Genomic DNA, 14,919 nt, shown 5'->3' with positions numbered 1-14,919 from the left:
TCACTGGTCACTGGTCACTGGTCACTGGTCACTGACCTTACTGGCGTACTTCTACTGGTGTTCCTAAGCTGACCTGTTTGTAGAGCAAGCGAACATCAGGATTACGCATACGCAAGCAGCCATGGGAGATGGCACTGCCTATCACTTCATCATCTGGGGTTCCGTGAAAGCCAATTTGATTTCGCCCATCTGTCCAAAAACCGATCCATCGGTCTCCTAAAGGGCTATCAGTACCAGACGAAAAAATTTTACCTGTGATGGGGTGTTGCCAAATAGGATCGCGTTGCTTGTGTAAGATTTGAAATGAACCTGTGGGCGTTTCCCAACCTCTCTTACCAACACCAATTGGGTAACTCGCTATCACTGTATCCTTATTATATACATATACACGGCGATCGCTTAAATCAACGACGAGTTGTCTATTTCGAGATGCAGCATTCGTCGTTTGTTTTGTGGGTGCGAATGCTGACAGCAAAGTTATGCGATTTTGGGCATCTGGCTTTTGTCCTTGACTCTCTGTTCTCAACGCTGTTTTGGATGTCTTTGCTAGATTGGGTTGAGCGGTTGTAGAAGTCGTGATGCGCCAATGGACAATGAGAGATAGAAATGCCGTCCCAAAACAAAGCAGCATCACTATACGCGTTAAAGAGTCATTTTTTGCCATTGCCATTGTTTACCTTCTCCACCACATTCAACTCTTTTACTCAGCTATGCACTAAACCCAGTCTAGCTTGAACTATTAAATCTCTTCATTAGTAAATTACACAGAAATACTGGCAAATTTTTTATACGTTCATACTATGATTACCAAAAGTTTATAAACAATTATCAGTTCCCTCATGAATTTCTCAAAAGTCCTGGGCAAACTAGGGCTATAGAGAAGATTGTGCCACTGCTTATATTTGAAAAACGTTGTTGAGAGAACTTTTGCTCCCTGGAACTCTTTCAAAATGCAGCCATCAATCATTATTAGGAGTGGGCGGGAGAAAAGCTATGTTGGAAAAATTATTCTTAGCAGTTACAATTACCTTTTCTTTAAATTTGTTTTTGCAAGTTCATATACCTGACAGAAGCAGTTCAGAGACTAACTACCAACAACGAACAGGGTCAACACCAAACATTGTCATGAGGCTACCCTGGGAATCAAGGAATAGGGAGTAGGGAGTAGGGAGTAGGTCACTGGTCACTGGTCACTGGTCACTGGTCACTGGTCACTGGTCACTGGTCATTGTTACAGTCATAAATCCGTCACTTACTCGGGGAACATCTTACCAATTAGAGGGTCTAATAGAAAGGGAAGATTTAAAGCCAGTGCGATCTATGAGTCAATCAATTACTTTATCATCCTGGTCAACAGTTGATGCAAGGCTTCCTGAAGCGTCATTGCAAGTTGACAAACTCTCAAATCACGATCTAATTCTGCGCTGTCAAGCTGGACTACGTCCCGATCGTGCTGCGTTTGCAGAATTACTGCGGCGCTATCAATCTCAAGTTGACCGGGTGTTATACCATCTGGCTCCTGATTGGTCTGATAGGGCTGATTTGGCTCAAGAGGTTTGGATTCGCGTGTATCGGAATATTAACCGATTACAAGAACCCTCCAAATTCAGGGGCTGGTTGAGCCGCATTGCTACCAACTTGTTTTACGATGAGTTGCGGAAACGCAAGCGGGTTGTCAGTCCCCTGTCGCTGGACGCTCCCCGAGCGGTAGACGATGGCGAGATGGATTGGGAAATTGCAGGAGATACTCCCGGACCAGAAGAAGAACTGACTACTAGAGAATTTTACGAACAACTGCGTGAAGCAATCGCCGATTTGCCAGAGGTGTTCCGTACAACGATTGTTCTTAGAGAAATCGAGGGATTGGCATACGAAGAAATTGCCGAAATCACTGGGGTGTCTTTGGGAACAGTCAAGTCCAGAATTGCCCGCGCAAGAGCGAGATTGCAATCTCAGTTGCAAAATTATCTAGATGCATAACCTTTGCACAGTCTATCTTTTGGAAAATGACAAATATAAAAATTTGTTACGAATTGTCAAAAAAATCCAGAGAGCTTCTGTCATTAGGGAAGAGTTGAATAATTTTCCCAAATTGTCCGCTTTGTTTACCCGTGTAGGAATTGGTAATTAGTGTTAAAATGACTACTGATTCTCAATTTAATGACCGCTCCCACTCGGCAAATCCTCAAAAAGATTTGCAATCTAGGGATGGCAGGTATACCAATGAATTAACGGGTGCTATAGATATGGTGAAGCGCGATCGCTTCGAGTTATTAAGTGCTTACCTTGATGGTGAGGTGACAGCTGCCGAACGTAAGCAAGTTGAAGAATGGCTGGCTACTGACCAGACAGTGCAGTACTTATATGCGCGACTGTTGAAACTGAGGCAAGGAGTACGGACTCTTCCAGTGCCAGAACTGCTGCAACAGTCATCACAAAAAACAGCCGAACAAGTATTGGCACGCGTACAACGGCGTTCTCGGCTAGTCTGGCTGGGTGGTGCTGCTGTTGCTGCGTGTGCGATCGGAGCAATGTCTGGCTTGCTTGGTGAATCGAGAATGTCGCAATTCGCACAACAGCGAATAGAAAGAACTCAAGAAACACCAACTGCTGTCGCTTCACCGCTGATGGTTGCTATAAACAACCCGGTGATTCCCATACCGAAAACAGCAGAAGTTGCTCCTGAAAAATCGGTTCACGACGAAGTGCAACCACCAGACCTTCTTCTGGAATTGGATGATATTAACTGATGTTAGCTAATGGCTAATGGCAACAAACAATTAGCAAACGCTATTTAGAGTGACTCCACCAACCATCAGGGAGAAAGATGCCTCCAAGTTGGGTGGCAAGTTCTTCTTTCATTACGTAGACCCAAGCCCAACCAAGAGAATGTCCCTGTAAATCGTGGACTTCAATTTGTTGTCGATTGTAAAGGTTTTCTGACTCGTCTCTTGCAGGGTGGTAATCTTCCAACTCGTCTAAATCTATTAAAACCTGAGAGTCAGCAAACGAGAGCAAATAACCGCGCACAGAATGATCGCCCAATGCCATCGCTGGATATCCCATGGGTAGAGCGAACAATTTCCCCACTGCGATCGCACCAATAGCATCTACGACTTTCCCAATACAATATCTGTCATAATTTTCTTCACCAGGTTTGAGAGTACCGTAAACAAAAACTTTTAACAAACCGGAACAATTGCTGACCATGTCTCAATCCACAATAAAAAATTGCAACCGCAGATGAACGCGGATGCACGCTGAATGTATAAAGAAATATCCGCGTTTGTCTGCGTACATCTGCGGTTAAAAATCAAAATAAACCATATAATCAATCGAATCTTTAGACTACCGTTTAAAATATGGAAGAAGACAAGGATTACAAATTGTAGTAGGAGTATTTTCGGTGGAGTCCCGATACAACCCAGCAGAAATTGAGGAAAAATGGCAAACAACATGGACAGAACAAGGCTTGGATAAAAAGCCAACAGAGAAAAACAAGCCAAAATACTATGCCCTGTCCATGTTCCCCTATCCTTCAGGCAGCCTGCACATGGGTCACGTCCGTAATTATACAATTACCGATGCGATCGCACGCCTCAAACGGATGCAAGGGTATCGGGTCTTACATCCTATGGGTTGGGATGCCTTTGGTTTGCCTGCAGAAAACGCTGCGATCGACCGGGGTGTACCACCAGCGAAGTGGACGAATGAAAATATTGCCCAAATGCGGCAGCAATTAAAGCGCTTGGGCTTCTCCATCGATTGGGATTGTGAAGTGGCCACGTGTTCGCCAGACTATTACAAATGGACGCAGTGGATTTTCTTGCAATTTTTTAAAGCAGGTTTGGCTTACCAAAAAGAAGCAGCCGTTAACTGGGACCCCGTTGACCAAACTGTCGTTGCTAACGAACAAGTTGATAGCGAAGGAAATTCTTGGCGCAGTGGGGCAAAAGTTGAGCGTAAACTTTTGCGACAGTGGTTCTTCAAGATTACTGACTACGCCGAAGAATTGTTGAACGACCTCGACAAATTACCCGGTTGGCCCGAACGTGTTAAGTTGATGCAGGCAAACTGGATAGGTAAATCGACAGGGGCGTACTTGGAATTCCCTATTGTTGGATTGGAAGAAAAAATTGGCGTGTACACCACTCGCCCAGATACAGTTTATGGTGTCAGCTATGTAGTGTTAGCGCCAGAACATCCTTTGACACAGCGCGTCACCACGCCAGAAAATCAAGCAGCCGTGGAAGCCTTTGTGAAAGAAGTTTCCAATCAAAGCGAATTGGAACGAACTGCGGAGGATAAACCCAAGCGCGGTATTCCCACAGGTGGCAAAGCAATTAATCCATTCACCGGAGAAGAAATTCCGATTTTGATTGCTGACTACGTGCTGTATGAATACGGTACGGGTGCGGTGATGGGTGTTCCGGCACATGATGCACGGGATTTTAAGTTTGCTAAAGAAAAAAAATTACCCATTAAAGTTGTTATTGTGCCTGCAGAAGAGGCGGACAAAACCACCTCACAAGAAGAGTTACAAGCAGCATATACAGAACCGGGCGTTGTGATTAATTCCGGTCAATTTAATGGCATACCATCCACAGACGCAAAACAAGCGATGGTGGAATATGCCGAAAAGCAAGGTTTTGGCAAAGCAAGAGTCCAATACCGCTTGCGAGACTGGTTAATTTCACGCCAAAGGTACTGGGGCGCACCCATTCCTGTGATTCGTTGTCCCAATTGTGGCATTGTACCCGTCCCAGAGGAAGATTTACCCGTCTTGTTGCCAGATAATGTAGAATTTAGCGGGCGCGGACCTTCTCCTTTGGCTAAGTTAGAAAACTGGGTTAACGTACCTTGTCCAACTTGTGGAACACCAGCATTGCGAGAAACAGACACGATGGATACCTTTATTGATTCCTCGTGGTATTTCTTGCGCTTCCCTGATGCTAAGAATGAAAAGCAAGTCTTTGATTCAAGGGAAGTGAATGATTGGATGCCAGTGGATCAATATGTTGGTGGAATTGAACACGCGATTTTGCATTTATTGTATTCGCGCTTCTTTACAAAAGTTCTGCGCGATAGGGGCTTGTTGAACTTTGATGAACCCTTCCAACGCTTGTTGACTCAAGGCATGGTACAGGGGTTAACTTATATGAATCCCAATAAATCTGGAAAAGATAAGTGGGTTCCTTCTCATCTTGTTAATCCAAACGATCCTCGCGATCCGCAAACTGGCGAGCCACTGCAACGTCTTTACGCTACCATGTCAAAATCTAAGGGCAATGGTGTTGCACCGGAAGATGTGATTGACAAATACGGTATAGATACTGCCCGGATGTTCATTTTGTTTAAAGCACCACCAGAAAAAGATTTGGAGTGGGAAGAAACTGACGTGGAAGGTCAGTTCCGCTTCTTGAACCGGGTTTGGCGATTGGTTAGCGAGTATGCGAATCAACCAAGGGCGGTTGGAGGTAATCAAACTCAACTGACTAAACCTGAAAAGGATTTGCGGCGGGCAATCCATACGGCTATCAAAGAAGTGACAGAAGATGTTGAAGGTGAGTATCAGTTCAACACTGCAATATCTGAATTGATGAAATTAAGCAATGCTTTGACTGAAGCAAGTTGTAAAAATTCACCAATTTATGCAGAGGGTATTCAAACTTTAATTGTGTTGTTAGCACCTTTTGCACCTCACATTTCTGAGGAATTGTGGCATCAATTAGGTAATGTGGAATCGATCCATACGGAAGCTTGGCCTAAGTATGAAGAATCTGCTTTGGTTGCTGATGAAATCACGTTAGTGATTCAAGTTAACGGCAAAAAGCGTGCAGATCTACAAGTTCCCGCCCAAGCGGATAAAGCCGAATTGGAAAAGTATGCCCGTGAATCAGAAATTGTCCAGCGTCACCTTGAGGGCAAAGAAATTAAAAAGGTGATTGTAGTACCAGGAAAGTTGGTAAACTTTGTGGTTGGTTGATAACGTGGCTTATGCAAATGCTTCGATAATTTCGTCTGTAAATAGAGTTGCATTGGCAATAAGCGCTTCTCAGTTGACTGCAACACATTAAATAATTGGTGGAACGGGCGAGACGCCCGTTTTAGGCGGGCATCTTGCCCGCCCCTTTTTTTTTGTAATATTTGTTACCTTCGATCTTTTTCTTTTTTTGCAATTAAATCCAGATAATATAAAGAGGTAGTTGTTGCAATTTATGCTTATACTTAGATAAAATTTTGTTCAATTTATACACAAAAAAGCGCTTGGTTTTGCTCATCCAAGCACTCTTTATGTATAACTTTATACCAATCCACTTGTTTGATGCAACATTTGAGACTCACAACATATCCTAGATCTAGGAGTTTTGTGATTATAACTTGTGGCAAACATATGGTGAAGTGGTATCACTCCTTGCACTAATAAAGAATATCGCCTCTAGAATGATACGGGGAATCTAGTGAGTGACAGTTTGTCAACTGACCCTAACTTTAGAGTCATTAGTTTAGCCAACTATACGGTTGAACTCTCCACGCTTTAAAAAACGTGGATTCTGAACGTTGTCACGAAGCGGGACAAGTCCCACGTAGTGACGTTGTCCTGCCCTTACGGGCTTTGACTGGCTCAAACAGTCCTATCTGCCTTGACCCCAAAGAGCTGTACAGATACTTTGATCTCTTCCAACCGCAAAGATTTTACGTGTTGATGGCTCTTTAAAAAAGACTTTTCAACACAACCCCATATCTTCGATTGTCATGGTTCAGTCTACCAACACATTTTTTGTTATGGGTTTTTCACCTATGCCAGTAGTCAGAATATTATACCACGGTTTAGAACGGATACAACAGGATAAATCCTGTTGTGTCGGGTTTCATCCCCCGGATAAATCACGGGGGTTCTCACCTTCCCACTATGTTTTTGATAGAATTTTTCATGGTTTGTAGTTTGGCAGATTGACGTTAATATAGTGCTTGTATAATTTTAAATGCAAAATTAGCTTTTAATTTTTAATTTTTAATAGAAAATTACTAGATGGCAGTTAAATCGTAGTATAAATTTAATGCAAATTTTGGTTACCGGATATCTTTGTCTGTTCGGTGAACATACTGACTGAGCATGGCTGCATACAAGATCCCTGACTTCTTAGAGAAGTCGGGGATCTGATACCTCTTTTTGTGATGAAACCCTAACTTTTTATGCAAAGAAGTAAAGTCAGAAAAGCTGTGATTCCAGCTGCAGGTTTTGGCACTCGCCTATTTCCATCCACTAAAGTTGTCAAAAAAGAACTTTTCCCAATCGTCGATCGCGATGGTGTGGCAAAACCTGTGATTCTAGCCATTGTTGAAGAAGCGATCGCAGGTGGAATTGAAGAAATTGGGATTGTGGTGCAACCAAGCGATCGCGACATTTTTGCAGATTTTTTTCAAAATCCACCGAAACTAGAGCTTTTTAATAAACTTTCTCCAGAAAGTCAAGAATATTGCAGTTATCTTCAAGAATTAGGTAAGAAAATTACAATTTTGACCCAAGAGGAGCAAGAAGGCTACGGTCATGCAGTATACTGCGCCAAAGAATGGGTAAAAGATGAAACATTCTTACTCATGCTGGGAGACCACATTTACTCATCAGATCTAGAAAAATCCTGTGCGCGTCAAGTTTTAGATGTTTACGAACAAGTCAATCAAAATGTTGTCGGATTAATAGAAATGCCAGAGACAATAATCCATAAAGCTGGTTGTGTTACAGGAGTTTGGCGCTCCTGGAATGAGATTTTGACACTTACCCAAGTTTACGAAAAGCCATCTGTAGAATACGCACGCCAGAACCTGCGCGTGGAAGGAATAGCAGAAGACCGCTTTCTTTGTATATTTGGGCTATATGTACTGACGCCGAAAATATTTGACTTTCTAGAAGAACACATCCAGAGAAATTTTCGGGAACGGGGTGAATTTCAATTGACATCTTGTCTTGAGCAATTGCGTCAGGATGAGGGGATGACAGGTTATGTCGTGAAAGGTAAAACTTTTGATATCGGTATGCCAAACGCTTATTGGCAAACGATGATTGATTTTAGGGGTTAGTAGAGGGCAAGGCTTTGCGCCCCTACATCGTTAGGAGCAGCCCCACGGGCGGCGCACCATCCGCGACGAATGTTTCCCCTACTCCCTACTCCCTATTCCCCACTCCCCATGTTTCTTAAGAGTTTGCGGTTTACTCGCAATTACGAATTTACGAATTGTGAAGTGAAAAGATAAAATTTCCGAAGAAGTTCTGATGTAACCGTAAGTCTTTTTAGATTAGCTTCAGTATGTGTAGGAAAGTTTACTGTATATGTCTCAAATATTGTTGTATATAGGAATTAGTATTGCCCTGATTGTCGGACTTCCTATACTGCTGACTGGTCTGATTATCGGGGTTGTTTGTTTAGCTACTAGACAACTGCCGAAAGTAGCCAATACCTTTTTCTACTTGATTGCTCTTGGCAAAATTAAGGAAGCATACCAAAGTACTGCTCTGGAATTTCAAGATCACACCTCTCAAGCAGATTTGGTTGATTTTTTGCAAGCCAACTTTTTAATGAATTACAAGCGGGCTTTTTGGTTATCGCGTTCTTGTCACAATCATCAAAGTTGGATAGAAGGAGATATTATAACTCAATCCGGTGCAAAAATACCAATCAAAGTTCATTTTATTAAAGAAAATGGATTTTGGAAGATTTACGCTCTCGAAAAAACTCAATTTGGTATCATTAAAGACCGTCGAGAAAAGTTTATCCTGAGTGGGTTGATTGAAGATGGTACACGTATAAAGCCTGTAATACCTACAGAAATTCAAGCTAAGCAACTTGCTTACGATACTTTAATGTCTTTCTATGACACTGTAGAAACAAATAACTTTACACGCTTTTACGATTCTATCTCATCCCTATGGCAACAGCAAACTAGCATTGTCGAACTTGAATCAGCTTTTAAAGATTTTCTTGGGAAAAGGTTTAGCTTATCAGGTATTGTTGCAGGTCGGATTCATTTTGTACAGGCTCCAGACATTAACGAAAATAATTGGCTGCAATTGCGAGGACAAGTTCCTGACGTTATGGGCTATCCCTCAATGCTGGACTTTGACCTCCAATATGTACGGGAAGAAGCTATCTGGAAATTAGTCAAGATTAAAATTAATGTAGAAAAGTTTAAAACGGAAGTGGTACACAATGGAAAAAGACCAAAATATCCCCTGCAAATAATTGATATAACCAATGAGTTAAAGACAGATTTTTGGGCAGATAGAAATTAATAAGGGTTAGTGGTTAGTAGTTAGTTGTTAGTTGTTAGTAGTGTAGGACAGGCGTCTCGCCTGTCATTGTTAACATAGCGCTTTTCAATTGGGTGCAATACATAAAAAAGTTATGGAACTGCAGATACACGCAGACGAACGCAGATAAATCTGTACTTCATTCAAGTGAGAATCGCTATCGTTAGTGGTGTAGGACAGGCGTCTCGCCTGTCATTGTTAGTGGTTGGTGCTTATGACCAAATCTGGAATATTGAATGCTCAAGCTGTAGATAATAAGTGCGGATATCTCAATCTTTAATAAAGTCCTGGAATTTGTCAGGTCAAAGAAATTAATTTCTAATTACCTGGTCACTGATCACTGGTCACTGGTCACTGGTCACTGTTAAAGTTTTATCAGAGGTGAGCTAACAATGGCAAATGACGAACATTGGGCTTTGCTAAGGCAAGGCGTAAAAACGGTTTGGAATAAGTGGCGAAGGGAAAATCCTGAAATCAAACCAGACCTCGCTAATGTTGACATACCTAACATCAATCTCTGTGGGGTTGATTTTAAAGGAGTGAATCTGAGTAGGGCTAACCTCAGTGGTGCTGACTTGTATCAGGCAGATTTTAGCGAAGTGGATCTGAGTGGGGCTAACCTTGATGGGGCTAATCTTAGTGGAGCAAATTTGAAAGGAGCTAAGATTAACCGGGAAACAGTTATCGGTCAGAAGTGGTATTTGGTTTGGGAAATTTTTAATAAAGGAGCAGATAACCGCAATCTTAGCGAAGTGAATCTGAGCGGAGCTTACCTCAGAGGCGCTAATCTTTGTGGCGCTCATTTGAGTGGTGCTAATTTAAGTGGAGCCGACCTAAGAGAGTCTAAAATAAGGAGAGCAAATTTTGATGGAGCTAACCTCTCAGGGGCTAATCTCAGTGGTGCTGATTTGTACAAAGCAAGTTTTAGTCAGGCTAACTTTGATAGTGCTGAACTTATTGAAACTAACCTAAGCAGGGCTAATTTCAGTCAGGCTAACTTGAAAGCAGCGAAATTGATTAGAGTTCAAGCACTGAATACAAACTTTTCTGAGGCACTATTTACAGAAGCTTGTTTGGAAGACTGGAATATTAGCACAGCCACGAATGTTGATAATATAGTCTGCGATTATGTTTATCTACAAGACGCTCATAAAGAACGTTGTCCTATTTACGGAAATTTTTTGCCTGGAGATTTTAGCAAAATTCTTCGCAAAACTTTGGAAACAATAAATTTAGTTTTCTATCACGGTATTAATTGGAAAGCTTTTTCTACTGCCTTTAAGAACGCAGAACTTGAAAATCAAGGCGCACAACTAGATATTTTAAACATTGAAAAAAAAGAAGATGGCATTCTTATAGTACAGGTGAAAGTTTCTTCTATTGGAGATAAGTTCAAAGTTCATAATGATTTAAGAAAAGGTTATGATAATGCTCTAAAAGCATTGGAAATACCATCTCATACTCAAGTTGAGAATCAAGAACAAGAAATTAATAGATTATTTCATTTAATTTAGATAATCTAAAACTTAGATCTCCGGTTTCTTAAAGAAACCGGGGATCTGGCGGAGAAACTAAAACTGCCACTCCGCGCTTGTTGACCAGAGCGCCGATACAGTATTCAAAAAGGAGGCAAAAAACCCGGTTTCTCTCTGTGGTCAAGCTTGGTATCTCGTATGCTCAACTCGAAGAAACCGGGTTTTTGAGATTACTATACCGACGCTCTAAGAAAGTTGCACCTGCTGTCAAAATTGCTAACACACTTGCAGGTTCGGGTACCTTTACAGGTGAAGTTACAGGAGGTGCAACAGATATTGATGGGGTAATGTTGGCATTAACTTGTGCAATTCCACCCACAACACCTATCAAGTTTGAATTGCCTAGTATGCCTGCAAACTCAGAGGAAAACAGCAATTTAACTGACGTGAGAGTTAAACTTTTGTCATCAAGTGCGACAGTTTCTGGAGCGCTTAAATCAAACAAAATTGTATTGAGAGAAACAGTGTCTTTTAGAAACAGCCCACTGGCATTGTTAATGGCACGTTTCGGATCGAAACCAATTGAAAAGTTTCCAACAGTGATTTGATTATTAAAGGTGACAGTACCAGTATGTTCGATTGTCCCTGATAAGGGAGTCAAACCATTGGCATCACTGAAAGTGAAGTTTGTGCTTGGGGTAATATTAAAAGCAACCACAAAATTGTTGTTAATTGGTTTGGTTGTGTTGTTAGTTCCTGTTAAATCTAGCCCAATACTGCTAAGAAAGCTGAGATCGTGATAGACACTGGTGACTCCAGAATCTACCTGAAAGATACTAGCTTTTGCTTGCATAGGTACAACCGATACAAAGATTGCTGTCGCACACCCAAAAGCTGCAAGCTGAGAAAATCGCATAAGTACTCCTTGTGTTTTGTGCTTGTTGTATTAAATAGAACTAAGTTTTCTTACTTGTTTGCCATTTAAATTTAAATTTAGATTTAACATGAAATTCTGTCGCTCGCTAACATAAACCTCCATTTCCTCCAATATCTCTCACATAGGTGACTTTTACTTCTTAAAAGACTTTACTAAGCTCACTAATCACGCTTTTGGTTCTTGCTTAAAAAATAAGTTAGTGACTTACGTGGGTTACAAATATGACTTTGCATCTAACTCAAGATGGACTTTATTCATCTGTTTGTGATTTATCAATAATTGTAACAAGAATGGCTTTTTTGATTTAGATAAGGTTACTTCATAGATGAGCGATCGCGCAGTCAACTCTTTATCGCATTACACATCTCCAGAAACTAATGTGAACAGTGTATACAACCCTTGTAGCCATGCGCGTCTTTACATCGTTTTTCACTTCTATGTCTATTGACAATTCATCCGATAAACTGACAAAAAAATTAAAGTATTGTTTGCTCATTTTATGAAAAAATTTAACTAAAGTTAAAATAAATTGGATGTACCAATGAAGTCAGAATTTATATGCTTGATTTTATAAATAATTTTTTATTTACAAACCAGTTTATTCCTCACGGACATTGTTATCTTTGGAAGCCGGGATTGGTGGGATTGCATATTTTGAGCGATGCACTAACAGCTATTGCTTATTTTTCAATTCCAGTTATGCTTGTTTATTTTGTCAAAAAACGGCACGATCTTCCCTTTCATTCGATATTTTTGCTGTTTGGAGCTTTTATTGTCGCTTGCGGTATGACTCATGTCATGGATATTTGGACGCTTTGGTTCCCAATGTACTGGTTATCGGGTTTAGTCAAAGCGATCGCAGCTTTCATCTCTTGTTTGACAGCTTTGTCTTTATTGCCATTAATCCCGCTAGCATTAGCTCTTCCCAGTCCCGAACAATTAGAAGCAGCTAATAACCAACTGTTGAATGAGATAGAAGAACGCCAGCGAGTTGAATTGAAACTGCGATCGCTTCTTGATGAGCTTGAAATCAGGGTGGCAGAACGTACTCAAGAGTTAACCAAATCTTTAAAAGATTTATCAGATATTAAATTTGCCCTAGATGAATCTGCGATTGTGGCTATTACAAATCATCGGGGAATCATCACATACGTCAATGATAAATTCTGCTCTATCTCAAAATATTCTCCTGAAGAACTTGTGGGAAAAGACCACCGCATTATCAATTCTGGGTACCATCCAAAAGAATTTTTCAGGCAAATGTGGGCAACCATTTCTTCCGGACGGATTTGGAAAGGTGAAATTAAGAATAAAGCGAAAGACGGAACTAATTATTGGGTGGATACAACCATTGTGCCACTTTTAAAGGTGGATGAAAAGTCATATCAATACATAGCTATTCGCAATGATATAACTGCTCGCAAGCGTGTGGATTCAGAACTACAATCTGCTAACGAACAACTTAGCAATTGGGTGAAAGAATTAGAAAGTCGCAATCAAGAGACTGCTCAAATGAGTAAATTAAGCGATATGTTACAAGCTTGTTTGAGCATTGAAGAAGCACATGAAGTGATTTCTAAACTAGTCCAACCTTTATTTCCAGATGTATCGGGCGGCGTGTTTATTATCAATTCCTCAAAACGATTAGTTGAGGCGGTTGCAACTTGGGGCGATGTAATATCTAACGCAAGTCAGTTCTTTACACCAAATGAATGTTGGGCGCTGCGACGGGGACAAGTTCATTGGGTTGATAACGCCAACTGCAACGTTCCGTGCAAGCACGTACACCACAACTCGTGCATTACAGAGTCCCTGTGTGTACCTATGATGGCACAGGGAGAAGCAATGGGCGTATTGCATTTAAGCTCTCAAGTTCAGGGAAAACTTAACACTGCCAAACAAAACTTGGCAACAACTGTTGCTGAACACATTGCTTTAGCACTAGCTAACATGAAGTTGCACGCAGCCATTCAATATCAGAGTGTTCGCGATCCCCTCACTGGATTGTTCAATCGCCGTTACTTGGAAGAATCTCTAGAAAGAGAATTTGCAAGAGCAGAACGCTTACAGCAAGCTTTGTCTATTATCATGCTTGACGTCGATCACTTTAAGCGATTTAATGACACGTTTGGTCATAATGCAGGAGATATAGTACTGCGGGAATTGGGTGCATTTTTGCAAAAACAAATCCGCAATAGTGATATAGCTTGTCGCTACGGAGGAGAAGAAATAACGCTGATACTGCCGGAAACGCCTACGGAGGTTGCTAAATCCCGTGCAGAGGCTATACGCGAAGGTGTAAAGCATCTGTTGGTAGAACATCATTCTCAAGTGTTTGGTGCTCTTACTGTATCGTTGGGAGTAGCAACGTTTCCAGAACACGGTAAAACACCGGAAGTGGCGATCGCAGCAGCTGATGCAGCACTGTATCGCGCTAAAAAAGAAGGTCGCGATCGCGTGATAGTCGCATCTTATACCAATTCTCTGTAAAGCTGCACATTATTTTTACCCCACCCTAACCCAGACCCTAACTACGCAACCGGGGGGAAGTATCGCTCCGAAAACCCCTACATCTGGACTTTTGGATATTCCTTCGCAGTAAAGAATATTTACAGGCACAGCGACCCCCCTAGGAAGCGGTAAGTATCATCCTCACCGATTACGTCACTTACGGCATCACTATGAGTGGTAAAAATAAACTGGCAGTTTTGACTGAGTTTGGGAAGTTGGCGCACCAAACTTTGTGCTGCTGGGGGATGAAGATTAAGGTCAATTTCGTCAATCAGTACTACTGAGTTAGCAATCTGTTGCCTCACAAACTCGTACAAAATAGGAAATACCGAAGTTATTTGCTTGTAATGCGGTACACTTATTCGCTTTTATAGACAAAAAATATGACCAGCGCTCAGCGCTCAGTGATCAGTGACCACTAACCACTAACCACTAACCACTAACCACAAATTAATCTTTAGCTTCAATTGTTTCAGCTACTGCTAAACCCACTGTAGAAACTAACATAATAAAAAGAATTGATGCTAAATCTACTATTACAAAGAACTGAAGCGCGGAATCAAATGACATGTAGGCTTGCATAATTGATAACCTTTTCTGTAAAGATGACTTTTAACATATAAGGGCTGGAAAAAGGTGCAGATAGAGAGAGAACTACACCTTGTGTAGAAATGAAAGTATCTTGC

At 41.3% G+C, this 14,919-nt stretch carries 12 protein-coding genes; 7 read left to right on the top strand and 5 right to left on the bottom strand.

Annotated features, from left to right (window positions below; all coding sequences use genetic code 11):
- Nucleotides 1-37 precede the first annotated feature (37 nt).
- Entirely contained in the window at nucleotides 38-670 is a 633-nt protein-coding gene (locus WA1_RS31815; RefSeq protein ID WP_017740253.1) for a L,D-transpeptidase, read from the bottom strand.
- Between the two features lie 650 nt (nucleotides 671-1,320).
- Between WA1_RS31815 and WA1_RS31810 the strand changes: the two genes are divergently transcribed.
- Nucleotides 1,321-1,980, top strand: a complete 660-nt coding sequence (locus WA1_RS31810; protein WP_017740254.1) for a sigma-70 family RNA polymerase sigma factor — start codon at nucleotides 1,321-1,323, stop codon at nucleotides 1,978-1,980.
- Nucleotides 1,981-2,138: 158 nt separating this feature from the next.
- Nucleotides 2,139-2,750: an anti-sigma factor family protein gene (locus WA1_RS31805; protein ID WP_017740256.1), complete on the top strand. Its 612-nt coding sequence runs from the start codon at nucleotides 2,139-2,141 to the stop codon at nucleotides 2,748-2,750.
- Nucleotides 2,751-2,790: 40 nt separating this feature from the next.
- Here the strand turns inward: WA1_RS31805 and WA1_RS31800 are convergent, their stop codons facing one another.
- A complete protein-coding gene (locus WA1_RS31800; protein ID WP_017740257.1) occupies nucleotides 2,791-3,210 on the bottom strand; it encodes a gamma-glutamylcyclotransferase family protein in 420 nt (139 codons plus the stop codon).
- A gap of 196 nt (nucleotides 3,211-3,406) precedes the next feature.
- Here WA1_RS31800 and leuS point away from each other — a divergent pair, with 196 nt between their 5' ends.
- The 4 genes from leuS to WA1_RS31780 all read left to right on the top strand — a co-directional run bounded on the left by leuS (nucleotide 3,407) and on the right by WA1_RS31780 (nucleotide 10,824).
- The gene (leuS, locus tag WA1_RS31795) at nucleotides 3,407-5,986 is read left to right on the top strand and encodes a leucine--tRNA ligase (protein WP_017740258.1); all 2,580 of its coding nucleotides are present in this window, start codon (nucleotides 3,407-3,409) and stop codon (nucleotides 5,984-5,986) included.
- A 1,211-nt stretch (nucleotides 5,987-7,197) separates the two neighbouring features.
- A complete protein-coding gene (locus WA1_RS31790) occupies nucleotides 7,198-8,082 on the top strand; it encodes a UTP--glucose-1-phosphate uridylyltransferase (protein WP_017740259.1) in 885 nt (294 codons plus the stop codon).
- Between the two features lie 250 nt (nucleotides 8,083-8,332).
- Nucleotides 8,333-9,292 (top strand): hypothetical protein, encoded by a 960-nt coding sequence (locus tag WA1_RS31785; protein WP_017740260.1) that lies wholly within the window; start codon nucleotides 8,333-8,335, stop codon nucleotides 9,290-9,292.
- Between the two features lie 410 nt (nucleotides 9,293-9,702).
- Nucleotides 9,703-10,824, top strand: a complete 1,122-nt coding sequence (locus WA1_RS31780; protein ID WP_017740261.1) for a pentapeptide repeat-containing protein — start codon at nucleotides 9,703-9,705, stop codon at nucleotides 10,822-10,824.
- 163 nt (nucleotides 10,825-10,987) lie between these two features.
- Here the strand turns inward: WA1_RS31780 and WA1_RS31775 are convergent, their stop codons facing one another.
- Nucleotides 10,988-11,701, bottom strand: a complete 714-nt coding sequence (locus WA1_RS31775; RefSeq protein ID WP_017740262.1) for a hypothetical protein — start codon at nucleotides 11,699-11,701, stop codon at nucleotides 10,988-10,990.
- A 579-nt stretch (nucleotides 11,702-12,280) separates the two neighbouring features.
- On the opposite strand from WA1_RS31775, the gene WA1_RS31770 reads away from it, so the two are divergent.
- Nucleotides 12,281-14,212: a sensor domain-containing diguanylate cyclase gene (locus tag WA1_RS31770; RefSeq protein WP_017740263.1), complete on the top strand. Its 1,932-nt coding sequence runs from the start codon at nucleotides 12,281-12,283 to the stop codon at nucleotides 14,210-14,212.
- Nucleotides 14,213-14,331: 119 nt separating this feature from the next.
- Here WA1_RS31770 and WA1_RS31765 read toward each other — a convergent pair whose 3' ends face one another.
- Nucleotides 14,332-14,550 carry an AAA family ATPase gene (locus tag WA1_RS31765; protein WP_272819271.1) on the bottom strand — a complete coding sequence of 73 codons (219 nt, stop codon included), beginning with the start codon at nucleotides 14,548-14,550 and terminating at the stop codon, nucleotides 14,332-14,334.
- Nucleotides 14,551-14,683: 133 nt separating this feature from the next.
- On the bottom strand, nucleotides 14,684-14,815 hold the full coding sequence (locus WA1_RS60475) for a hypothetical protein (RefSeq protein WP_272819270.1): 132 nt from the start codon (nucleotides 14,813-14,815) through the stop codon (nucleotides 14,684-14,686).
- Between the last annotated feature and the right edge of the window lie 104 nt (nucleotides 14,816-14,919).

It is taken from the genome of Scytonema hofmannii PCC 7110 (assembly GCF_000346485.2).
GTDB classification, from domain to species: Bacteria; Cyanobacteriota; Cyanobacteriia; order Cyanobacteriales; family Nostocaceae; genus Scytonema; species Scytonema hofmannii.
This window is presented reverse-complemented; position numbering and strand designations above follow the sequence as displayed.